Below are 20,762 nucleotides of genomic sequence, written 5' to 3' on the forward strand. Positions count from 1 at the left end.
GCTGCGAGTTTGTGCAGACTAGAAGGCGGGCAGTAATTTCGCAAGAGTGAACAAGTGATTTCGGAATTGCCGATTTGACGCGGCTGAGCATTCTCGGAGATGAAACAAGGCGTTCCCGTTTCACAGCCGAAAACTTATGCACTGCTAGGTGTTGCGAAAGATCTCGGCAGCGGGCACGCAGTGCCCGGGGATGCATCATACTATGCTAAAAGGAGAAAGATCGTGCGCATAGCCGCTTTAATTGTCGCGGCCGGCCGGGGGACGCGCGCCGCTTCGGGAGCCGGCTCGGGCCCTAAGCAATATGCGGTGATCGGAGGTACGGCCGTCCTCACCCGGGCCATTGAAGCTTTCGCGCGGCATCCCGAGGTCGACGAGATCAAGGTCGTCATCCACGCCGATGATGCCGAGCTCTACGAACGCGCTGCCGAAGGAGCCGGTGCGGGCAAGCTTTCGAAGCCGGCGATCGGCGGCCCGAGCCGGCAAGCCTCAGTGCTGCGGGGCCTCGAGGCCCTCGCGCCAGGGGCGCCCGACCTTGTACTGATCCACGACGCTGCGCGGCCGTTTGTTTCTTCGACGACCATCTCTAAGGTGATCGCGGCTCTCAATTCGAAGTCCGCAGCACTAGCAGCGCTTCCCGTTACGGATACGTTGAAGCGAAGCGGTGGCGACGGGCTCATAACCGAGACGGTCGCGCGCGCCGGGCTCTGGCGGGCACAGACTCCGCAAGGCTTTCATTTTGCGCCGATCATCGAGGCTCATCGTGCAGCAGCTGAAAAAGAGCTGGACACTTTCACCGATGATGCTGCGATTGCGGAATGGGCGGGGCTCGGCGTTGCCGTCGTCGAAGACTCGGCCGCCAACATCAAGATCACAACGGCAGAGGATATCGAATTGGCCGACCAGCAAATGACAAGAACGCTTGAACCGCGCACGGGCACGGGATTCGACGTCCATTGCTTTTGCGAAGGCGACCACGTTTGGCTCGGCGGCGTGAAAATTCCGCACACGCACAAACTGGAAGGCCATTCCGATGCCGATGTCGTTCTGCACGCGCTGACTGATGCCTTGCTCGGGACGATCGGCGATGGCGACATCGGCCAGCACTTCCCTCCCTCCGATCCCAAATGGAAAGGCGCGGCCTCGCGGCAATTTCTGGAAGACGCCGCGCGTCGGATCCGCGAAATCGGCGGTCGCATCGGAAACGTCGATATTACAGTGCTAGCGGAGGCCCCGCGTATCGGCGCGCATCGGCCGGCGATGCAGGCTCTGATCGGCGAGGTCTTGGGGTTGCCCGCAAACCGCATTGGCATCAAAGCGACGACCATGGAAGGCATGGGCTTTGTCGGTCGCCGTGAAGGCATTGCCGCCATGGCGTCGGCGACCGTCTTCGTACCGGCTGAGGACACATGAGCGAAGAGCCAGACTCGAGTTTAGGTGACGTCGCGTCAAATCTCGCGCTGCGCACGGTTGTCCGCAACGTCGCCTTTCTCAATCTTGGCTATTTCGGAATCGAGTTTGCGGTCGCACTCGCGATCGGATCCGTTTCACTTTTCGCCGACAGTGTCGATTTCCTCGAGGACGGTGCAATCAACCTGCTCATCCTCGCAGGCTTGGGTTTTACCCCTCTGCTGCGGGCGCGGCTTGGAATGCTCCTCGCGGTCATTATCCTCGTCCCCGGTTTGGCGACGCTCTGGACGGCGTGGCAGAACTTTTTCGACGTTCACGTTCCCGAGGCCGTGCCGCTGAGCATTACCGGGCTCGGCGCCTTCGCGGTCAACCTTGCGTGCGAGCGGATGCTCGCGCCCTTCAAAACTTCAGGTGGAAGCTTGACGCGAGCGGCCTTCCTGTCCGCCCGCAATGACGTGTTGGCGAATGTCGCGATCGTGTTGGCCGGGCTGCTTACGGCGGCGACGGCTTCGCGCTGGCCGGATCTCATCGTCGGGCTGGGGATCGCAGCCATCAACGCCGGCGCGGCGCTCGAAGTCTATAATTCCGCGCGAGAGGAACACCTTTCGGCCAGACCGTGACAATTGAGTTGCATGCGCTTTCCAATTCGCCACGCGATGCGAATTGATGCTCATTTGCAATGGCTTTCGGCGTTGACCATCAAGGCAGAATCGCGGCATTCAAAGGTTAAGTGGTTGTATTGCCACGACCCACGAGAGTGCTCATACGGGAGCCGATATGAACATCATGCCCCAAAATCTAGAACCCAAGCCAGCCGATGAGGCCATCAGCACGATCGCTGAGGCGCAATCCGAGTCGTGCTTGGCGACCCGTGTGCGTCAGCTCTCGCGTATCGTCACGAGAGTCTACGACGATGCCTTGCGCCCACTCGGCATCACCGCGAGCCAGTATACTCTGCTCGCGCAGCTGGCTTCTCGCGACGGCATCACGGCCGTCGAGATCGGACACGAACTCGATATCGAAAAGTCGACGCTTTCGCGCAACTTGAAGCGACTCTTGGCGCTCGGCCATATCATCATGGATCCTCCCGCCGGACGGCGCGGACGCGGCTTGCACCTGACGCCCAAAGGCCAAGCCGTTTTGAAGGATGCCTATCCGATCTGGCAAGCCGCCCAGAAGCGTACTGTCGGAGCCATGGGATCCGATAGCCGGTCGGTACTCGATAGCCTGCTGTCACACGCGGAAGTTTTGGCCGCGGCTTGATCAGCCAAGCCGTTTGCACATTCTTCTCTCTCTAGATAGCGTTACCGGGGAGTGCTTCAGCTGAAGCACTCCCTGTTTTCTTTTCGGAGCGAAGGCGAGGTTCCACGTGTTTCCTGCTGACGTTCTCGAAGACGCTAGCCGTCTCCTCGAAATATTGAGAGCCAAACGGCGGTTTCTGGCGACGGCTGAAAGCTGCACAGGCGGTCTCGTCGCGGGTGCGATCACTGCAATTCCCGGATCGTCCGACGCCTTCTTCGGCGGCTTCGTCACCTACGCCGACGATGCGAAGACGGGCATGATCGGCGTCGATGCCGACCTCATCAAACATCACGGCGCCGTCAGCGAAGCCGTTGCCCATGCCATGGCTGACGGTGCCTTGCGCGCGAGTGGAGCGGATCTTGCGCTTTCGATCACGGGCATCGCTGGTCCGGGCGGTGGCTCACCGCACAAGCCGGTGGGCCTCGTTTATATCGGGACTGCTTCCGTCTTCGATGCGCCTCGCGTAGAACGTCACTTCTTTGGTGACATTGGGCGCGATGAAGTTCGTCTCGCCAGCCTGCGGGCCGCCCTTAGACTGCTTCAGGAGGCTGCCGCATGAGCCGGCCGACGTTTGGAATTGGCCGTGCCGGTCTCTTCGCAATGCTTGCAGCAGTGGTCGCCCTGGAATCGTGTCCGGCCGCGGCGGCGGATATGTCGGCACGCGAGGTCTCGAGCCTCGTGTTTCGTGCAGCGCCAGGCAGCCACCCCTCGCTCAACAACCGTGACCTGACGCGCCTCGATCTATCCGGTCTCGACTTCAAGGAGGCCGACCTCAGCCAGTCCAATCTGTTCGGGGCGGATTTGTCGGGTGCTGACCTGTCGAACGCTAACCTCACAGGTGCGAAGCTCGATCGCGTGACGCTCATCGGCACCCGGCTCGACGGCGCCCGGCTTGACGATGCCAGCCTCATGCGGCCATCGACCTTTTCGACGCTCGCCAATCTTTCCAGCGAGGCCCCGAGCCTTAAAGCTGTTTCGCTGCGCCGCGCACGATTTTTCGGAAGCTTCGCGGGTTCAGATTTTACCGGCGCAGACCTCACCGATTCCCATTGCGCGCCGAGCTATACGACGGGCTTCATCGAGCACATGTGGCGGACGGATTTCACAAGTGCGAAGCTCGAAGGCGCAATCCTGACCCGGGCCAACATGGGGCGCACACAGTTTTCCTTTGCCCGCCTCAATGGCGCGGTCCTGCGCGATGCCAATCTGCGCGAAGCGGATCTTTCGGGTGCGGATCTGTCCGGAGCTGACCTGACGAACGCGGACTTATCCGGTGCAGACTTGACAGATGCCAACGTGAGAGGCGCCGAGCTCTCGGGCACCAAGCTTCACGGGGCCAAGGGACTGGACCGGCTCAAAGGCTTGGGGCTCGCCCGGAACTCCGAGAAGATTGTGCGCTAGGTTCCAGCTGGCTGAGCCGACGGCGTGCCGTAGATTTGCGCTGCGCGTTCTTCGAAGGCGTGTGTGAAGCGCCGGAAGGCCTGATCAAACATCGCGCCCATGAGAGCGCCGAGCAATTTCGAGCGAAATTCGTAGTCGATGAAGAAGTCCACCATCGATCCGGACGGGCTTTCTTCGAACTTCCAGCGGTTCTCGAGGCGCTTGAAGGGGCCGTCTAGGTAGCTGACATCAATGCGGCGGTCTGCATTGTCGATGACGACGCGGGTCGTGAAGCTTTCGGCTATGGCTTTGTAGCCGATGCTCATGCGGGCGGTCAGTTCCTCGCCCACCGGGGTTTTCTGACGAGACAGGACCGTCAGGCCGGTGCACAGCGGGAGGAACTCGGGATATTTTTCGATGTCGGCCACGAGCGCGAACATCTGCTCGGCCGAGAAGCGGACGTGCCGCTGGGTGACGAAGGATGGCATGACCCCGGCCTTATGGCATGGCTGACGGCGGTTCGAAATGCGTATGCTTCAAGCCGCCGCACCATTGGCAAGCTCAGGTGCGCCGAGATGGCTACGCGATGAGGCGCGCAATCAGAACAACGATGATCGCCCCGAGCGCAGCAGTGACGACCTCCGAGACGAACGCATTTCTGATGCCGAGATTGATGCCGAACGCCCTGAAGACGTAGCCTCCGACGAATGCTCCGATAATGCCTGTGATCAAGTAACGGATCAGTCCGCTACCGCCCACGACAAAGGAGGCCAGAAAGCCCGCAATGATCCCGATGATCGCGAAAACGATCAGCTCGCGTGTTTGGGCATCCATTTCGGCTCCTATGCTCTCCACTTCGAAACATCAGCATCGAGAACCGGGTTCACCGGTTCTTCAATGTGCGTCTCAGACGTGGCAGCGAGCGCCCAGGTACTGGTTGAGCAAGTCGTTGTACTTGTCGACGTCGGAGCGCTGGGCCGGCGTGAGCTTCCCGCCGCTGCTCGCACGTTCGACCTGAGCGGGAACGCCCTTCGAATCCAGGCGGTTGAGTTCACCGCGTATAGAACCACACGACTCGCCCGGCGGCAGAGGCCGCGCTCCCGGATCGCCGCTGCTGCTTCCGGCAGCGCCGCCACATCCCTGCAGCGCCCCGGAAAGGGCGATGACAAGAGCAACAGCAAAACAACCCCGCATTATCAGTCCTACTCAGCTTGAATTTACGAAGAGAATTGCGAAGCAGAGCTTCTTCTGACGTCGCAGAGATCACAGCCAGGGAGCCTTCGCAATCCCCCGTGGCGTTCCTGTGGCAGCGCGGCAATAGCCAATCCAAAATGGCCGCATTTCATATGCCGGCGCTGCGCCTCGAGGCTGCACTTCTTTGAATACAGCGAACGATCAGTTCGCTGCTGGAGCCGCGAGCTGGGTGGCCGCCGGCGTTGATGCCGGAGCTGGCGCGGGTTTGGCCGGCTGCTGAGCCGCTGCGACCTGAGCCGTGCCAGCCGGGCTGCAGCGCGTCTGGAATTCGCCGTAGGCCTTGTTGAGTTCGGCCTGCTTCTGCAGCGCTGTGCGCTTGACCGAAACCTTGGCGCCTTTGCCATCGGCGGCCTTCTCAAGCCGGTCGATCGTGCCGTCTGCCTTCAGAGTGTTGATCTGGCTGGCGAGCGTCGCGCAGACCGGATCGGCCTTAGCGGCCGTGCTTTCGGGTGTAATGATGGATGCGGTCGACAGGTCGAATCCCGAGTTCGCGCATCCGCTCGTCACAACAGCTGCGAAAGCGACCATACCGATTTTGCCAATATATCTCATTGAATCCCCCGGGAGTTGCTTCCCACAACTCGATGCGTATGGGTTCAATGCTTAGCGATCGGACAGCGCGCGGCAAGGCGGCAGGGCCCGCTCATCCCCGGCCAAAGTGGCTGGAAAGCCCCGAAAAACGGCCGAAGGTGTGGACATCGGAGATTTGGCGCATACAGGCAACAGACCCAGAGCGCGCCCGACTCGTGTTGTAGCCGCCCGAGTGGACAGCCGCTTTCAGCGCTAGTGCGTGACGCGCTTTTTGATTTTCCCGTAGGCTGTCAACTCGTTCTTGGGAAACGCTTCGTCGAAACCTCTGCGAACCTCCGCGATCAAGCGCTGTTCGCCTGATTCGCCGTTCAGAGAGGCCGACCGCGCAACGTGCTGACCGATCTGCGCGAGCAACCTGCCCCATTCTTCCAATCGCGGGCCAAAGGCTTCGCCATTCAACGTCACAACAAGCGCTCCGTCGGCCACCCAGGCTCTGATGAGTTCGACAGCCTGCTCTGCTTCCGGCACTTCCTCGGGGATTTCAAGTTCGAGGAGTTCGTCCGCGTCTTGAAGGTCTGACATATTCAACGGACTCCCTCGATGCACCAAACGCATCCCGGACGTAACCAGTCCCAGCCCGATGCTCAAGCGGCGATTATCTCACGTGGAAATGCACGCTCGTCGCGGGGATGCCGTGCATTCATTGCAGCAAACTGCGGTGCTTATGGGGCGACTATGATTTTGTCGTCGCTGCGCACATAGCCCAGCATGTCGCGCGCAGTCTCTTCTACGATATCGGCATTGGGAATCTCGGGGGACAGCAGCGCAACGTCATGCCGGAGCTTCGTGCGGACGCTCTCGAGGCCTTTGATCTCGAAGTCGACCAGTGCCGAGCGCTCGATGATCTCCGCGCGCGCCTCCAGGCCATGGCGACCGTAGCGAATATGGTAGGCGAAGTACGCCGTCAGGGCGATGCAGGCCACGGTGACCATGAGTTGCTCGAGAAACCGGGCAGCTCCGTTTGGCCTGTTCGTCTGGCGGCTAAGATAACGCAAGCTTGGGCCCTGCGAGAAATGGACTATGCTTGCCGATAAAGCCCGATGCCGGCTTAAAGGTGGGTAAACCGGCGCCTCTGGCGGGACGTGATGGTTTCGCCGGCGATTAGAACCGGTGCTTGACCGAGCCGTGGATCGTCAGATCTTTCTGATCATCCGGAAGGGCTTCGGGGCGGTCGGATGCGCGATTGGTGTCCTCGGCCGCGCCGTAGAGGAGATCGAGCCCAAAATCCATTTTGGGCAGGGTGCCGATTTTGCCGAGGCCGGGAATGCGGATTTCCGTCCCCTCGGCCTTGGGGCGTCCAGCAGCATCCTGTTCTTGAGCCTTCGGAGCGTCGGGCACGGCAACGCCGCCGGGCAGAACCCCGCGCTGCTCTTCCATTGAGAACACATTGGTGCTCGCCGCGGCGGCGACAGCCGCCAGCATGCCAGTCACCAGTATCAATCGTCTCACGTCTACCCCGCCATGCCTCGAAAGCACGCACATAATCCAATGTTGCGCGGTAGATAGCAGAAGTTCAATGGCGATGGCCGTCCGTCTGCTGGAGAACGGCCGTTTCTTATCGTCGCTGTTGTACCGCAGCCATGTTGCCAGAACGCCACATGGGGTCTCGCCGTTCCGTGCTGCTGGTACGCGCCTTTGTTCCGGCATCAGGACGCAGAAAAAGGGGCCGCCCGCAGGCAGCCCCCCAGTACTCTGACGCAGACCGGGAGAAAGCGATCAGAATCTCATGAGCGCGCCAGCAATGACGGCATCGAACGCATCGAGGCTCACCGTATTGTCGTTGGTGCTGGTGATATCGCCGTCGGCGTGACGGTACATCACGTAGAGGTCCAGCGCAGCCGGCTCGATGTTCTGGATCACGCCGGCACCGATGAAGTTGAGGCTGGTGCTGGAAAGTGATCCCCCGCCAAAGCCGACCGGGATGCTGGCGTTATTCTTGCTGCCGCCGTCGTCATGACGATATTCGCCGAACACCGTCGTCTTGCCGAGGGCGAGCCACTTCTGCTCGATGCCGCCCTGGATGAAATACATGCTGCTCGTCGCTTCCGTGTTGGAGGCCCCGACATCTGCCACGCGGTTGTCGTGGTTCTGGCCGTAGCCGCCGTAGACAAAGAGGCCCGTGGGAAGGTGCTGGATGGTCGCTGCGGCACCGAACAGTTCACAATCCGTCGGTCCAGTCTTCGTCGAGCAACCGATGTTCTCGTCCGAGACCTGGCCATAGCCAGCCTTGCCGAGCACTTTGAAGTCGCCCCAGGTGTTGGCATAGGTCAACGCCATTCCCCAGTCGTCGTCCTCGCCCCACGACGCCGTCACAGTGAACCCTGCGATGGCCGGTGAGTCATAGCGGATGACGTTTCTACGGCCGTCCTGGCCCACGGTGCCGTTGTCGATGCCCTGGAGGACGCCGCCCCACGTCAGGCTGCCAATGGCACCGCCGTTATGGCGAAGGCCGAAGTTGCCCTGATAAACAGCCGCTGCCTGAGCGTCCGAGAAGTTGCGGGTGTTGACGCCGTCGGCGTCGTCGAGAAGGTGGTACAGTGCCGTGCCGTCCTGGCCGACGGTGATCTTGCCGAAGTCGTTGCTCTTGATGAACCAGCTGCTCTTGCGAACCGAGACGGCGTTATTGCCTGTGCCGTCGGGATTGTCCTGGTTCCAACCGGAAGAACCCGATGAGTTGGCCCCGAGGATACCGAGTTCCAAGGTGTAACCAGCTGACCAACCGGGAGCGATCTGCGCTTCGCCGATGAACCTGACGCGCGACTGCTCGAGCTTGTTCGTGCCGACGTAGGTGTTGCTCTCGGAGCCGTCGTCCCAGAACATCACCTGCTCGTTGACCCAGCCGGAGACGGTCAGCGAGACTTTGCGGTTGCCCTTGCGAGCTGTCGTGGCTTCGAGCTCGGCAACCCTCTCTTCGAGGTCGGCGCAGCAGTCGCCGCCCAAATCCGCCGCCGAAGCGGGTGTGATTGCGACGGCCAAGCCAATCGCTGCCATCAACGCGATAAAGCTACTGGACGATTTGAATACCGATTTCATCGGTGCCCCTCTGTTTACAGACCCCAAACTCACGACGCGCAATCCCCATCGCGCCGGGCGACTTTCGCCGTCTGCCCCCGAGTGTTTTTCTCGATGAGCAACTTACGGGCCTGCTAACCACGCGGATTTTACAGGTGCGTGACAGTTCGATTTGAACGGCGTTGCGCGGTCGCAACGTCTGCCAATTCAGGTGTTTCTGTGTTTCAATGGTCACACAGCAGGGGCAGCGAATGGCCGGACAAGACATTTTTGACATCGCCGTCGTGGGCGCGGGACCCGCAGGACTGATTACGGGACTGGCGTGTGCTACGTCCGGCCTGCGAACGGCCGTGATCGGCCCGCTCTCCGGTTCAGGAGACGGACGCACCTCGGCGCTTTTTGGCGGCTCGATCGATCTTTTGAAGAGCGTCGGCGTATGGCCTGAACTTGCCTACAAGTCTGCGCCCATCTCTGCGATCCGGATTGTGGATGCGACAGGCGGATGGCTTGCTGCGCCGGAGGTGCTTTTCAGGGCGAGCGAGATCGGATTGACGGCGTTCGGCTACAACGTGCCCAACGGGGCCCTGACGAGCGTCCTGGAAGCTGCGAGCCTCAACTGCTTGAGCCGCGTTGCGTGTGCTGGCGTCACACGCTTCGATGCTTACGTTGATGCTCATGGCGACCATATCGTTTTGTCGGATTCTGAGGATCTGCATGTTGCGGCAAGACTCGTCGTTGCTGCGGACGGCCGGAACTCAAAGGCGCGGCAGTTCGCGGGGATCGACGTGTCCTCGTGGTCTTACCCGCAGACGGCAATCGTCACGACGTTCCAGCACAGCCGGCCGCACCATGGCGTTTCGACTGAGTTGCATCGGCGCGCTGGGCCGTTGACGGTCGTGCCAGGGAAGGAGGGCGTTTCGCATCTCGTCTGGGTGGATACGCCTGAAGAGGCTGCGCGATTGGTGGCGCTCGATGACAAAAGTTTCGCGGAAGCGCTGAATGCGGAGCTGAAAAGCCATTTGGGCTCTCTCTCCGACTTCTCGCCGCGTCAGTCCTTCCCGCTCACCGGACAAACCGCGCGTTCGGTCGCGAAGAACCGCGTGGTTCTCGTGGGCGAGGCAGCGCACGTCATTCCGCCGATTGGCGCGCAGGGTCTCAACCTCAGCTTCCGTGATGCCGCGACAGTAGCGGAGATTGCAGCGGAGGCTAAGCGCGCCGGATCAGATATCGGGGGTGACGCTACGCTGGCCCGCTACGATGCTGCGCGACGAACGGATATTTCAACGCGGGTGTTTGCAGTCGATCTGCTCAACCGGTCTCTCTTCAGCAATCTTCCCGGCGTCGGCCTTGCCCGCGGCCTTGGTCTCTTTGCTCTGGCCGCCAGCCCCGCCCTCCGTACCCGGATTATGCGCGAAGGCTTCACGCCTTCAGCCGCGACGCCAGCACTGATGGCACAAGGCAGTCAAACGGTGGTAACCGGCTGATCGCAGCTTGACGGGCGGCGCGCCCGGGAGGCATGACGTCGGGGAACGTTGGGGAATATGGGGGTCGGGGCACTGTCCACGCCAGAAATTTCACGGCTGCGCGATTTGCAGTTCAAGGCCGAATACTGGCTGCTCCGCGCGATCGCCGGCATCGTGCGTTCGGTTCCATTGGATGCGGCGACGCATTTCTCGGCCTGGTGCTGGCGACGGCTTGCGCCCAAGATCAATCCAAAACGGCATAACCGCGCGCTCGACAACCTGAGGATCGCCTTCCCGGAGAAAACCGAGAAAGAGCGCCAGGCGATCGCGCTTGCGCATTGGGAAAACCTCGGACGCGTGATGGCCGAGACCATGCGCATCGACCAGATCATTGCCGAGCCGTCTCGCCTTTCGATCAAGAACCCGGAAGTTTTCGAACGTTATGCGAGCAAGCTCGGCCCGATCATTGGCGCCTCGCTGCATATGGGCAACTGGGAACTCGCCATCTGGCCCCTGACGATCGCGGGCGCCAATCCCGCCTGCGTCTACCGCTCGGTCAATAATCCCTACATCGATCGGTACATCCGCTATCAGCGGCGGGACCTCTACCCGGGCGGTCTCTTTGGCCGGGGCAAGGTCGAGGGCGATCATGGTGAAAGCCAGAAGACTGCTCGCCTCATCATGGATTATGTCCGCAACGGCGGCCGCCTCGGCGTCGTCTGTGATCTTTTCGATAAAACCGGCCTGCCCGTCCCCTTCTTCGGCAAGGACGCGCGCACGGTGAGCATTCCGGCGATGATCGCCCGTCGGGTGGGCGCGCGGATCTGGATGGCGAGATGCCGCCGCATAGGCCGGGACAGCCGGTTCGAGATCGAGCTCAAAGAACTCCGTGTACCGCGTACCGCGAACCAAGGCGATGACGTCAAGTGGGCGACTGCCGAGATGCAACGCCAGTTTGAGGCCTGGGTCCGCGAATATCCCGAGCAGTGGATGTGGTCTAACCGGCGCTGGAGCTGAGGCCGCCCCTTCTCGCCAGGGCGCCCGCCAGCCTCGCCGGAACCGTGGTTGAATGCGTGGCGTTTCAGATGGTTGAACGCGACGGAGCGCGGCATGAAGGACGCTCTATCACCTCTACGGATGTTTATCGTCCTCCTCGGCCTCGTGTTGCCGACATTGGCTCTCATTCCACTGGGCAGCCTTTGGCTTTGGCAACACGGTTATTTGGTCTACTGGGCGCTGGCGACGCTCGCCTGCACGCTCTTTGCGTATCTTTTCGAGCGGCGGACACTCGGCCCACGCGATAAACCAACCGTTGAGATTATACCGCCCGGGGAGCCGACGGTCCTGCGCGAGGGCTCCGAGAGCGACCGGTTGCGAAACGAATCCAAAAAGGCCGTCGACAGCTTCGCGGAAGCCGCGAACGCGCGGAACATCTCGACTTGGAACGACCTCATGAACACGGGGCTCGAGACCGTCGAACTCGTGGCGAAGATCTATCACCCCGACCGCACGGACCCCATGCTGCGCTTCACCGTCCCGGAAGCGTTGACGCTGGTCGAGCAGGTCAGTGGCCGGCTCAGGCCTGTTTTCGAAGGTACGATCCCGCTCGGCAACCGGCTGACCGTCGCGCAATTCGCGCAGATCTACCGCTGGCGAGGTATTTACGACGTCGCGGGTAGAGCCTGGTCGGCTTGGCGCGTCGTTCGCATGCTCAATCCCGCAACCGCTGCCACGTACGAATTGCGCGAGAAGCTTTCGACGTCGCTCCTGCAGTGGGTCAAGGGTACGATCTCAGGGAGGCTGGTGCGCGCCTTCATTCACGAGGTTGGCGCGGCCGCCATCGACCTCTACAGCGGCGAACTGCGCAAGGCGGGCCCTGCCAAGAAAGACAGCAAGGCCGAGACAGCGCAAAGCACGCCCGTCACCCGATAGTCTGCGTGATGATCATTTTGAGAAAAAGCCGAAAGGGCCGCGAACGGCCCAAATCGGAAACATTGCGTCTCCTTGGAACCGTCAGCGGCCTCAGTCGGGCCTCACGAGTGAATGCGCATACGGCGCCTTCACCCGCGTTGGAATATTACGACTTCCACAGTGCGCCGATGACAAAGCCCACGGCAGCAGCCATGGCCAATGTCGCGATCGGCTGCTCTCTTACCGACCGGTCGATAGCGCCTTTGACATTGCCGGCGACTTCGCCGACCTGTTGGCGAGCTTGCCCAGCGATTTCCTGCGCGCGCTCGGAAGCCTCGTCATAGGACTGTTTGGCTTTACCTTTAAGGTCGTCGACTGAGGTCGATGTCCCATACTGGGTTGATGAGGCCATTGCTGAAACTCCGTTTCGTTGCAAGTTCAGGGAGCAAACGCGGAGCAAGTGGCGATGGTTGCAGCGGTTTCCCGAAAGAAAAAATCGGCAACCTCGGGCCGCCGATTTAACAGGGACAGATGGGGCGTGACCGAAGAGCCGCTGTCAAAACGGCTGCTCCGGCCGGGATTTAGCGCAAGTCCGGCGGCACCGCTTCAGCGCTCAGCGCGGTTAACGCTTCATCCAGTCCAAGCACCGTCTGGTCCTGCGAGCCTAAGCGACGCATGGATACCTTTTTCTCCTCGGCTTCGCGTTTGCCCACGACGAGGATGACCGGCACCTTCGCCAGCGAGTGCTCGCGCACCTTCAGATTGATCTTCTCATTGCGAAGGTCCGTTTCCACGCGCAGGCCTGCAGCCTTGGCTTTCTGGGCGACTTCTAACGCGTAGTCGTTGGCATCAGAGACGATCGGCGCAACAACGACCTGCAGTGGCGCGAGCCACAGCGGGAAATGGCCAGCGAAGTTCTCGATCAGAATGCCGGTGAACCGCTCGAGCGAGCCGAACATGGCGCGGTGGATCATCACCGGCGTCTTCTTGTCGGAATGATCGTCGATGAAGAAGGCGCCGAGGCGTCCAGCGAGGTTGAAGTCGACCTGCGTCGTTCCGCATTGCCAGTCGCGGCCGATGGCATCCTTCAGAACGTATTCGAGCTTGGGCCCATAGAAGGCGCCCTCGCCCGGGTTGATCGCGGTCTTCACCCGGCCATTCGAGCGGCGCTTCACTTCATCAAGAACATCCGACAGCGCCTTCTCGGCCTTGTCCCAAAGCGCATCGGCGCCGACGCGCTTCTCAGGCCGCGTCGAGAGCTTGATGTAGATGTCCTCAAACCCGAAGTCCTTATAGATCTGAAGCATCAGATCATTGATCTTGAGGCACTCCTCCATGATCTGATCTTCAGTCAGGAAGATGTGCGCGTCGTCCTGCGTGAAGTGACGCACGCGGAGCATGCCGTGGAGCGCGCCCGAGGGCTCGTAGCGATGCACCTTGCCGAACTCGGCGATGCGGTACGGCAAGTCGCGATAGCTCTTCAGACCGTTCTTGTAGATCTGCACGTGGCCGGGGCAGTTCATCGGCTTGCAGCAGAACACGCGCTCGTCCGGGAGGACGGTCGTAAACATGTTCTCGCCGTAGTTCTCCCAGTGGCCGGAAAGCTCCCAGAAATGCTTCTCCATCATGTCGGGAGAATTCACTTCCTGGTAGCCCGCGCGCTGCTGCTGACGCCGCATGTAGGCGATCAGGGTCTGGAACAGCGTCCATCCCTTCGCGTGCCAGAAGACCGAGCCCGGCGCTTCTTCCTGGAAATGGAACAGGTCCATCTCGCGGCCAAGCTTGCGGTGGTCACGCTTCTCCGCCTCTTCCAGCTGGTGCAGGTAGGCTTTCAGTTCGTCTTCGGTCGCGAACGCCGTGCCGTAGATGCGCTGCAGCTGCGGCTTATTTGAATCGCCGCGCCAATAGGCGCCTGCAAACTTCATCAGCTTGAAGGCTTTGCCGACTTGTCCGGTCGAGGTCATGTGCGGGCCGCGGCAGAGATCGAGCCACTCGCCCTGCTTATAGATCTTGACGTCCTGATCCTCGGGGATGGCGTCGACCAGCTCGACCTTGAAGTACTCGCCCTTGTTTTTGAAGAATTCCTTGGCCTTCTCGCGCGACCAGACTTCCTTGGTGAAGGGCGTGTTCTTGGCGATGATCTCGCCCATCCGCTTTTCAATCTTGGGGATGTCTTCGGGCTCGAACGGCTGCTGCTTGGCGAAATCGTAATAGAAGCCGTTCTCGATCACTGGGCCGATCGTGACCTGGGTGCCCGGCCACAGCGATTGCACCGCCTCGGCCAGAACGTGCGCGGCGTCGTGCCGGATCAGCTCGAGAGCTGCCGGGTCAGTGCGCGAGACGAAATTGATGGATGCGTCGCTGGTGATGGGCTCGGCGAGGTCGGCCAATGCACCATCAAGCTGCATGGCAACGGTGCGCTTGGCGAGAGATGGGGAGATCGACTTTGCGATTTCGAGGCCGGTGGTTCCCGAAGCGACCTGGCGCTGTTTGCCATCGGGAAACGTAATCGTGACTTCACTCATCGCGGCCTCCTTTGCTCACTCGCCGCATACGAGCGCGGCGTAAGTCGATTTTCGACAGGGCTAATGGGATGCGCCGATCTCTGAGTCAAGTCGGCGCAATCGAAGCAGGACCTTAGCGCCAGCGGCCGTAGCGCCAGGGCGCGAAGGGATGTCTGACACCCCGGATGTCGGGTACGGGATCGACGCCGTGGGTGCCGCCCGGACCGCAGCGGACGAAGCGGGAGGCGGTCAGCCAGAAGCCTTTCCAGGCGCCGTTCAGTTCAATCGCCTGGAGGGAATATTCAGAGCAAGTGGGCCAATGGCGGCACTGTCCGCCGGCCATGCCCTTGAAGGTGTAGCGGTAAACATGGACCGGCGCTTTCAGCAGCATTTTGGCGAGCGCGGACGTCATGGGGGTAAAGGGCGGCGCTCAAGACGAGCAGCCGCCGCTCCTCGGTTCGTGTTAGGGCGCGGGCGTTGCCGGTGTCTCGGCAGGCGGCGCCGCGGGGGGCGTCTCAGCCGCGGGCGGTGTGCTGGTTTGCGCAGGAGGGTTCGCCGCGGCTGCTTTCAGCGCATCCAGATCCTTCTGCAGGGCACTCAGCTGCGCTTTCAACGCATCGGTCTCCGAGCGCAGAGAAGCCACGGCAGCCTCAGCGTCCGACTTCGCCTTGTTGGCGGTCTCCAGCAGTCCCTTGACCTTGTTCGTCTCTTCACCCGCAGCGGTCAACTTGGCATTCGACTCCTCGCCGGCGCTGGTGAGTTTGGCTTTCAGATCGTCGTTTTCCTGAGTGAGCGCCTTCACCCGGTTGTCGAGTTCAGACACTTTGGCCATTGCGGTCGAAACGTCGGCCTTGCCTTCCTCGACCTGGCGCAGGGCTTCGGTCTCGGCCGTCTTGAGCCTGTCGATCTCATCCTGTGACGATTTCCTCACTTGGGCGGCATCGTCGACAGCTTTGCGGAGCGAGGCAACTTCCCCCTGCAGCGCCGAAAGCTCGCCCTCAGCAGACGTTTTCCCATACCAGCCGTAAAGGGCAAGCAGAGCCAAGATCGCGATTGCGGCCCATTTGAAGGCACTCGCCGATGATGAAGGCGCACCATCGCCGCGCGCACCGCTCTCGTTCTCCTGGGCCGACATGTGAAGACTCCGTTTTTTCTCGTGGGGCGCGGTTTGGCGGATCCCTCGAGGCCGCTTCGCCGAACCCAAAGTTTCTATGCGCGATTGCTTACCCGGCGGATGAGGCGACTTCCAGTCTCAGTGTGCCTGGACAGAACGGCCGCCTAAAAGCGGCAAGTATGAGGCTGATAATCGCCGCGCGTGCTGCCAGTCAGTCGTTCAACATACAGCACGCCCGCAGGCGCACGTCGATTGGCTCGACGAACTGCCAACATACTTAGCCGCAAAATAATGCGTAAAGGTTAGCGCGCCGCCTCAAGATCGCCCGTCGTTTTAAGCGCGGCATCCTCAAGCGCCTTCTCGACAGCATCAAACACGAGAAGTGTGGATGCTTGGCGCGCCTTGTAGTTGCGGACCGGCTCGAGCACTGCGAGATCCGCCCAGCGCCCAGACGGAGCTTCTCCGTTCTCCTTCAACATGGCCCTCATCTCTCGCCCCACGCTGCGGAGCTCTTCGGGGGTTGAGCCGACGATCTCCCGCGCCATGACAGACGCCGCGGCCTGACCCAGAAGGCAGGCTTTCACCGACTGGCCGAAGTTGCTCACCCGGCCGTCCCGAAGTTCAAGATCGACGGTGATTGTCGACCCGCAGAGTTTCGAATGGCTCGTGGCTGTGCCTTCGGGATTGGCTAATCGATCGGTCCGAGAAATTGCCCCCGCCAGCTCGAGAATACGTGTGTTGTAGATCTCATCGAGGTTGGCCATAGCTCTCTTTGCGTTTACCGGTGTTTTTGGGATCAGGAGCGGCCCGAAGGCTTTCGGCCCCTCGTGGAAATCTTTCCTTGACCGTATATAAGGCCCGCCTGCCTCGAATACGAGGCCCGCGGGCGTTCCCCCCAACGGGCCTTTGCCAGATCAGAACGGTAGCATGCTGCAATCCCCTGCCGGGGCGAGAGAATTACCATGACGAGCATAAGCTTTACGACATCGCTTGCCGAGGGCGAAACCGAAGAGACCACGCGCTCCTTCCGGCCGGCCTTTGGTCCCGACGGTCTCATTCCAGCTATCGTCAGCGATGCTGAGACGGGGGACATTCTTATGTTCGCCTACATGAACGCGGAAGCGCTGAGCGCAACGGTCACCAGCGGCTTTGCCCATTTCTGGAGCCGGTCACGGGCTAAGCTCTGGAAAAAGGGCGAAGAGAGCGGAAACCTGCTCAAGGTCGTCGAAATCCGTACGGACTGCGACCAGGACGTTGTTTGGGTCAGGGCCGAGGTTCAGGGCAACGGCGCCGCCTGCCACACGGGCGAGCGCTCCTGCTTTTACCGCCGGGTTGTTCCGGCATCGGACGGCGGCGCTCCGAAGCTTGAACCTGCCCCTCTTCCCGCCTCGAAGCGGCCGGTCTGACCAGCCTGCACTCCCCGGCTTTTCCGCCAGTTGTTCGGCCACCCCCGTTCACACCTTGATTACCTGTTGGTAGCGCGACCTTAATGTCGCAGCGCTAGCATAAGTGCGCGGGCCGGCCGATAGCCGTGATCCGCCGGCAGGGAGTGCCATCATGATGGGTGGGGCGGGTGTCAGGATCGGGTTGGCGCTGGGCGGCGGTGCCGCGCGCGGATGGGCGCACATTGGTGTTCTCAAAGCGTTGGAGCGCGCAGGGATCAAGCCTGACATCATTGCCGGAACGTCGATCGGCGCCGTCGTCGGCGGGTGCTACGCCGCGGACCATCTGGACAATCTCGAGCGCTGGGCGCGCGAACTCACGCCTAAGCGTATCTTCGGTTATCTCGACCTGAACTTCTCAGGCACAGGCCTCATCAGCGGCCAACGGCTGTGCGAGCGGCTCGCGCAGCATCTTGGTGACCGCAATATCGAAGACCTCGGCACGCGTTTCACGGCGGTCGCCACGGAAATCGGGACCGGTCACGAGCATTGGCTTTCGCGCGGCCGCTTGGTCGATGCGATCCGAGCGTCCTACGCACTGCCGGGCGTTTTCAAACCTGTGAAGGTGCACGGCCGCTGGCTTTTCGACGGCGCGCTCGTCAACCCCATTCCCGTCTCGGTCTGCCGGGCGCTCGGCGCCCGCTACGTCATCGCGGTCAACTTGAATTTCGACATTCTCGGCCGGGGCAGCGTGATCTCGACACCGGAAGCGCTGTTCGCTGAAGGGGAAGAGGCTCTGCAAAAGCATGAAGCCGAACCGGCAGGAAAGCGCGGCGTGCGCGCTCTGCTCCAGCGCCAAATTCTCGGCAAGGGCGACGGCGCACCCGGCATTTCCACCGTCATGGTCGATGCGCTCAACATCGTGCAGGACCGGATTGCACGTTCGCGGCTGGCCGGCGATCCACCCGACGCAATGATTTCGCCGCGGCTCTCAGAGATGGGCCTGTTCGATTTTCATCGCGCGGAAGAAGCCATCGAGCGGGGGATGCAGGCTGTCGAGCGGCAGCTCGACGACATGGTTCGCGATATCGAGACGTGCGATCCAAGGCGCGCATCAAATCCGGGAGATCGCGCGCGCCTTGCGCTCGGTGGTCCGGCGGACGGCATTCAGCCGGTTGCCAAGTAACCGCGCATCGCGGTCACCTCGAGTTCCACTTCGGCCGTGTGGTGCTTGACGACGTCGCCAATCGAAATGATGCCGACCAGCTTGCCGTCTTCAACCACGGGCATATGGCGGAAGCGTCTCTTCGTCATGGTTTCCATGACCTCGTCCAGCGTGCACTCGCACGTGCAGGAGACGACATCGCGCGTCATTCCATCCCGCGCGAGCATTGTCAGTGCTGCCGGCCCATGCTCCGCAATCAAACGGATGATGTCCCGTTCGGAGATAATGCCGGCGACGTTTTCGCTTTCGCCGAGAATGAGAATGGCGCCAATTTTTTTGGTCGCGAGCTGGGACGCAATTGTTTGGATCGAGTCTTCCGGGCGGGCGGTCATTACACCCCGGCCTTTCGACTTCAGTATTTGTCCAATGATCATTGGTTCAGCCTCCATTCCGGAACGTCACGCCGAACTTGAAGCAAAGCGATCGACTTGCGCGCCCTACTTGCCTCGCAAGCTTACCTGGACTTCTTCGGCCGGCATCACGCTGCGTTTCTCACCCTATTCATTGCCCGCACTAACGGCGGGCTTTCGAAAAGCTGAGGCAATTCTGCAGGGAATGCAAGGCTTCAATCTAATTCCGGTGAAGGCGGGGGCTCATTTTGCGTTGCACGATCGAACGCGCCAAACGCGATTAGCCCGAAAAGGTATCCGCCGACGTGGGCCTCCCAGGCGATATCACCACCCTCGTCGTATTTCCCGAAGCCGACGATGGCCAGCATATTGATCGCGAGAAATGCTGCCGACGCGAGCACAACGCGTCTGTCGCGCAGTGCCGTTCTCAAACTCGTCAGAGGAATTGCCGACGGCTCCTCGCGCAGCAGATAGCCTTCCCCACGTGCGATCGCGGTGAACAGAAACCGCATGACGCCGCCCATCATCGCGGAGATGGCGCCGGACGCACCGATCACCGGCGCGAGCAGTCCGGGATTGAGCAACAGGAACAGGAGCGCGCCACTCACGCCCCCGGCGATCGAGAAAGCCAAGTAACGCGCGCCACCGATGCGTGAGCAGAGAACCGTTCCGAACGCGAGCAACCATGCGCAGTTGAAGATGAGGTGCGTGAGGTCGGCGTGCACGAGCATATGGGTGACGAAGGAGGTCACCGCCGAGACGTCCCCGCCCGGTAGCTCATGGGCCAGGCCCGCGTAGCGGGCGGGAATGAATGCGAGCGCCAGCAGCCACCAGGTGAATTCCTCCGGCGCCATATACGACATGAGGAAATAAACCCCGACCAGGACCGCGATCGTCGCGAGCACTGCACCTGGGACATTGAAGATCGGTTCTCGATTCACAGACTGCGTCCCACTTTGATGCGGCGCGGTATTCTACTGCCGGACGGCCGTTGTTAGCCGTTCGCTTAACGCCCGGCAACACGCGTGCACCGGCCGGCGCTTCGGGCAGTAAGGAAGCTGGCACGAAGGATGCTCCCTCAGGGATAACTCGGCCAGCCGCGCCAGCGTCCTGCGCCGAAATGATACGGACCGGATCGCCCCGCGTCCGCCCTCGTACAACCCGTTGCCGGATGCTGCCATGAAAGAAGCCGTAAGCCAGTCGCTGTTCACCTATTGGAACGATCTCCGCGGAGACCGGCCGGCCCCCCGGCGCTTCGAGATCGAGCCGTCCGCCATTGCCCACCATCTGCCCGACACGTTCATTCTGGAGCGGGTCGATTACGCGACACTGCGCTTCCGGCTGGCGGGAACTCGTATCTCCGAAGCGTTTGGGATGGATCTGCGGGGCAAGGATTTCCTCGATCTCTTCGATGAGGAGGATCGCCAGACATTGCAGAGCCAGATCGGGCTCATCACGTCGAAGGCTGCGGTGGGCGTTTTTGAGATCTCAGCTGACGACGGGCAAGGCCACGGCGCCCTGTTTGAAGCGACCCTGATGCCGTTGACCCACACGCGCGATGCCGTCGAGCGCTATCTCGGTTCGATCGTGCCGATAGGCGCTCCGCAGTGGCTGGGCCTCGTCCCGCTCAAACATCGCACGCTCGTCCGGCACAAGCTTATTTGGCCGGATAAAGAGACACCGGGCGACACCGATATTGTCGATCGCCAGACCCCATTCGGTCCGGCCGTGCGCGAAGCGCGGATTGTGCGCTCCGCAAGGCGGCAGTTCCGCGTCTACGAGGGCGGTTTGAGCCGCGCCCACGTCGAGCGCTAACCCGCGTTGGTGAATGTGCGACGCCCCTTACGCCGATAATGATGCGGCGGTT

General features: G+C 61.3%; 26 protein-coding genes. 11 read left to right on the forward strand and 15 right to left on the reverse strand.

Annotation, left to right across the window (positions count from 1 at the left end; translation table 11 throughout):
* Positions 1-222 precede the first annotated feature (222 nt).
* From VFG26_RS02240 to VFG26_RS02260, 5 genes are all read left to right on the forward strand, one after another.
* On the forward strand, positions 223-1,410 hold the full coding sequence (locus VFG26_RS02240) for a bifunctional 2-C-methyl-D-erythritol 4-phosphate cytidylyltransferase/2-C-methyl-D-erythritol 2,4-cyclodiphosphate synthase (RefSeq protein WP_325021761.1): 1,188 nt from the start codon (positions 223-225) through the stop codon (positions 1,408-1,410).
* On the forward strand, positions 1,407-2,027 hold the full coding sequence (locus VFG26_RS02245) for a cation transporter (protein WP_325021763.1): 621 nt from the start codon (positions 1,407-1,409) through the stop codon (positions 2,025-2,027). The genes VFG26_RS02240 and VFG26_RS02245 overlap by 4 nt, the downstream gene beginning before the upstream one ends.
* Before the next feature lie 166 nt (positions 2,028-2,193).
* A complete protein-coding gene (locus tag VFG26_RS02250; protein ID WP_325021765.1) occupies positions 2,194-2,670 on the forward strand; it encodes a MarR family winged helix-turn-helix transcriptional regulator in 477 nt (158 codons plus the stop codon).
* A gap of 106 nt (positions 2,671-2,776) precedes the next feature.
* Complete coding sequence (locus VFG26_RS02255; RefSeq protein ID WP_325021767.1) at positions 2,777-3,268, forward strand: CinA family protein; 492 nt, start codon at positions 2,777-2,779, stop codon at positions 3,266-3,268.
* On the forward strand, positions 3,265-4,110 hold the full coding sequence (locus VFG26_RS02260; RefSeq protein WP_325021769.1) for a pentapeptide repeat-containing protein: 846 nt from the start codon (positions 3,265-3,267) through the stop codon (positions 4,108-4,110). Before VFG26_RS02255 ends, VFG26_RS02260 begins: the two co-directional genes overlap by 4 nt.
* On the opposite strand, the gene VFG26_RS02265 is transcribed toward VFG26_RS02260, so the two are convergent.
* The 8 genes from VFG26_RS02265 to VFG26_RS02300 form a co-directional block, all read right to left on the reverse strand.
* Positions 4,107-4,577, reverse strand: coding sequence for a type II toxin-antitoxin system RatA family toxin (locus VFG26_RS02265; protein WP_325021771.1), 471 nt, complete (start codon positions 4,575-4,577; stop codon positions 4,107-4,109). The genes VFG26_RS02260 and VFG26_RS02265 overlap by 4 nt on opposite strands.
* A 91-nt stretch (positions 4,578-4,668) precedes the next feature.
* Positions 4,669-4,923 carry a GlsB/YeaQ/YmgE family stress response membrane protein gene (locus tag VFG26_RS02270; protein WP_325021773.1) on the reverse strand — a complete coding sequence of 85 codons (255 nt, stop codon included), beginning with the start codon at positions 4,921-4,923 and terminating at the stop codon, positions 4,669-4,671.
* A 72-nt stretch (positions 4,924-4,995) separates the two neighbouring features.
* Positions 4,996-5,283 (reverse strand): hypothetical protein, encoded by a 288-nt coding sequence (locus tag VFG26_RS02275; RefSeq protein WP_325021776.1) that lies wholly within the window; start codon positions 5,281-5,283, stop codon positions 4,996-4,998.
* Between the two features lie 201 nt (positions 5,284-5,484).
* Entirely contained in the window at positions 5,485-5,895 is a 411-nt protein-coding gene (locus VFG26_RS02280) for a hypothetical protein (protein WP_325021778.1), read from the reverse strand.
* A 231-nt stretch (positions 5,896-6,126) separates the two neighbouring features.
* On the reverse strand, positions 6,127-6,456 hold the full coding sequence (locus VFG26_RS02285; protein ID WP_325021780.1) for a DUF5076 domain-containing protein: 330 nt from the start codon (positions 6,454-6,456) through the stop codon (positions 6,127-6,129).
* 140 nt (positions 6,457-6,596) lie between these two features.
* A complete protein-coding gene (locus VFG26_RS02290) occupies positions 6,597-6,866 on the reverse strand; it encodes an FtsB family cell division protein (RefSeq protein WP_325021782.1) in 270 nt (89 codons plus the stop codon).
* Positions 6,867-7,035: 169 nt separating this feature from the next.
* Positions 7,036-7,383: a hypothetical protein gene (locus tag VFG26_RS02295; RefSeq protein WP_325021784.1), complete on the reverse strand. Its 348-nt coding sequence runs from the start codon at positions 7,381-7,383 to the stop codon at positions 7,036-7,038.
* Positions 7,384-7,650: 267 nt separating this feature from the next.
* On the reverse strand, positions 7,651-8,967 hold the full coding sequence (locus tag VFG26_RS02300; RefSeq protein WP_325021786.1) for a porin: 1,317 nt from the start codon (positions 8,965-8,967) through the stop codon (positions 7,651-7,653).
* Between the two features lie 230 nt (positions 8,968-9,197).
* Here VFG26_RS02300 and VFG26_RS02305 point away from each other — a divergent pair, with 230 nt between their 5' ends.
* The 3 genes from VFG26_RS02305 (at position 9,198) to VFG26_RS02315 (ending at position 12,341) form a co-directional block, all read left to right on the forward strand.
* Positions 9,198-10,430 (forward strand): FAD-dependent monooxygenase, encoded by a 1,233-nt coding sequence (locus VFG26_RS02305; protein WP_325021788.1) that lies wholly within the window; start codon positions 9,198-9,200, stop codon positions 10,428-10,430.
* A gap of 57 nt (positions 10,431-10,487) precedes the next feature.
* Positions 10,488-11,426: a lysophospholipid acyltransferase family protein gene (locus VFG26_RS02310; RefSeq protein WP_325021790.1), complete on the forward strand. Its 939-nt coding sequence runs from the start codon at positions 10,488-10,490 to the stop codon at positions 11,424-11,426.
* Between the two features lie 93 nt (positions 11,427-11,519).
* Entirely contained in the window at positions 11,520-12,341 is an 822-nt protein-coding gene (locus tag VFG26_RS02315; RefSeq protein ID WP_325021792.1) for a GTP-binding protein HSR1, read from the forward strand.
* 145 nt (positions 12,342-12,486) lie between these two features.
* On the opposite strand, the gene VFG26_RS02320 is transcribed toward VFG26_RS02315, so the two are convergent.
* The 5 genes from VFG26_RS02320 to VFG26_RS02340 all read right to left on the reverse strand — a co-directional run bounded on the left by VFG26_RS02320 (position 12,487) and on the right by VFG26_RS02340 (position 16,702).
* Positions 12,487-12,732 carry a hypothetical protein gene (locus VFG26_RS02320; RefSeq protein ID WP_325021794.1) on the reverse strand — a complete coding sequence of 82 codons (246 nt, stop codon included), beginning with the start codon at positions 12,730-12,732 and terminating at the stop codon, positions 12,487-12,489.
* 169 nt (positions 12,733-12,901) lie between these two features.
* Positions 12,902-14,845 (reverse strand): threonine--tRNA ligase, encoded by a 1,944-nt coding sequence (gene thrS, locus VFG26_RS02325; RefSeq protein ID WP_325021796.1) that lies wholly within the window; start codon positions 14,843-14,845, stop codon positions 12,902-12,904.
* A 112-nt stretch (positions 14,846-14,957) separates the two neighbouring features.
* On the reverse strand, positions 14,958-15,236 hold the full coding sequence (gene yidD, locus VFG26_RS02330) for a membrane protein insertion efficiency factor YidD (RefSeq protein WP_325021798.1): 279 nt from the start codon (positions 15,234-15,236) through the stop codon (positions 14,958-14,960).
* A 51-nt stretch (positions 15,237-15,287) separates the two neighbouring features.
* On the reverse strand, positions 15,288-15,959 hold the full coding sequence (locus tag VFG26_RS02335; protein ID WP_325021800.1) for a hypothetical protein: 672 nt from the start codon (positions 15,957-15,959) through the stop codon (positions 15,288-15,290).
* Between the two features lie 281 nt (positions 15,960-16,240).
* Positions 16,241-16,702 carry an iron-sulfur cluster assembly scaffold protein gene (locus VFG26_RS02340; protein ID WP_325021801.1) on the reverse strand — a complete coding sequence of 154 codons (462 nt, stop codon included), beginning with the start codon at positions 16,700-16,702 and terminating at the stop codon, positions 16,241-16,243.
* 198 nt (positions 16,703-16,900) lie between these two features.
* Between VFG26_RS02340 and hisI the strand changes: the two genes are divergently transcribed.
* Both hisI and rssA read left to right on the forward strand, forming a co-directional pair.
* Entirely contained in the window at positions 16,901-17,344 is a 444-nt protein-coding gene (hisI, locus tag VFG26_RS02345; protein WP_325021803.1) for a phosphoribosyl-AMP cyclohydrolase, read from the forward strand.
* A 151-nt stretch (positions 17,345-17,495) separates the two neighbouring features.
* Positions 17,496-18,506, forward strand: coding sequence for a patatin-like phospholipase RssA (gene rssA / locus VFG26_RS02350; protein ID WP_325021805.1), 1,011 nt, complete (start codon positions 17,496-17,498; stop codon positions 18,504-18,506).
* Here the strand turns inward: rssA and VFG26_RS02355 are convergent.
* Together VFG26_RS02355 and VFG26_RS02360 are read right to left on the reverse strand one after the other, a co-directional pair.
* Positions 18,488-18,919, reverse strand: a complete 432-nt coding sequence (locus VFG26_RS02355) for a CBS domain-containing protein (protein WP_325021808.1) — start codon at positions 18,917-18,919, stop codon at positions 18,488-18,490. The genes rssA and VFG26_RS02355 overlap by 19 nt on opposite strands.
* Positions 18,920-19,110: 191 nt before the next feature.
* Positions 19,111-19,836 carry a rhomboid family intramembrane serine protease gene (locus tag VFG26_RS02360; RefSeq protein WP_325021810.1) on the reverse strand — a complete coding sequence of 242 codons (726 nt, stop codon included), beginning with the start codon at positions 19,834-19,836 and terminating at the stop codon, positions 19,111-19,113.
* Between the two features lie 238 nt (positions 19,837-20,074).
* Between VFG26_RS02360 and VFG26_RS02365 the strand changes: the two genes are divergently transcribed.
* A complete protein-coding gene (locus VFG26_RS02365) occupies positions 20,075-20,710 on the forward strand; it encodes a PAS domain-containing protein (protein ID WP_325021812.1) in 636 nt (211 codons plus the stop codon).
* The last annotated feature ends 52 nt before the right edge of the window (positions 20,711-20,762 follow it).

Source organism: Hyphomicrobium sp. (genome assembly GCF_035687085.1).
In the GTDB taxonomy this organism is placed as follows: domain Bacteria; phylum Pseudomonadota; class Alphaproteobacteria; order Rhizobiales; family Hyphomicrobiaceae; genus Hyphomicrobium_B.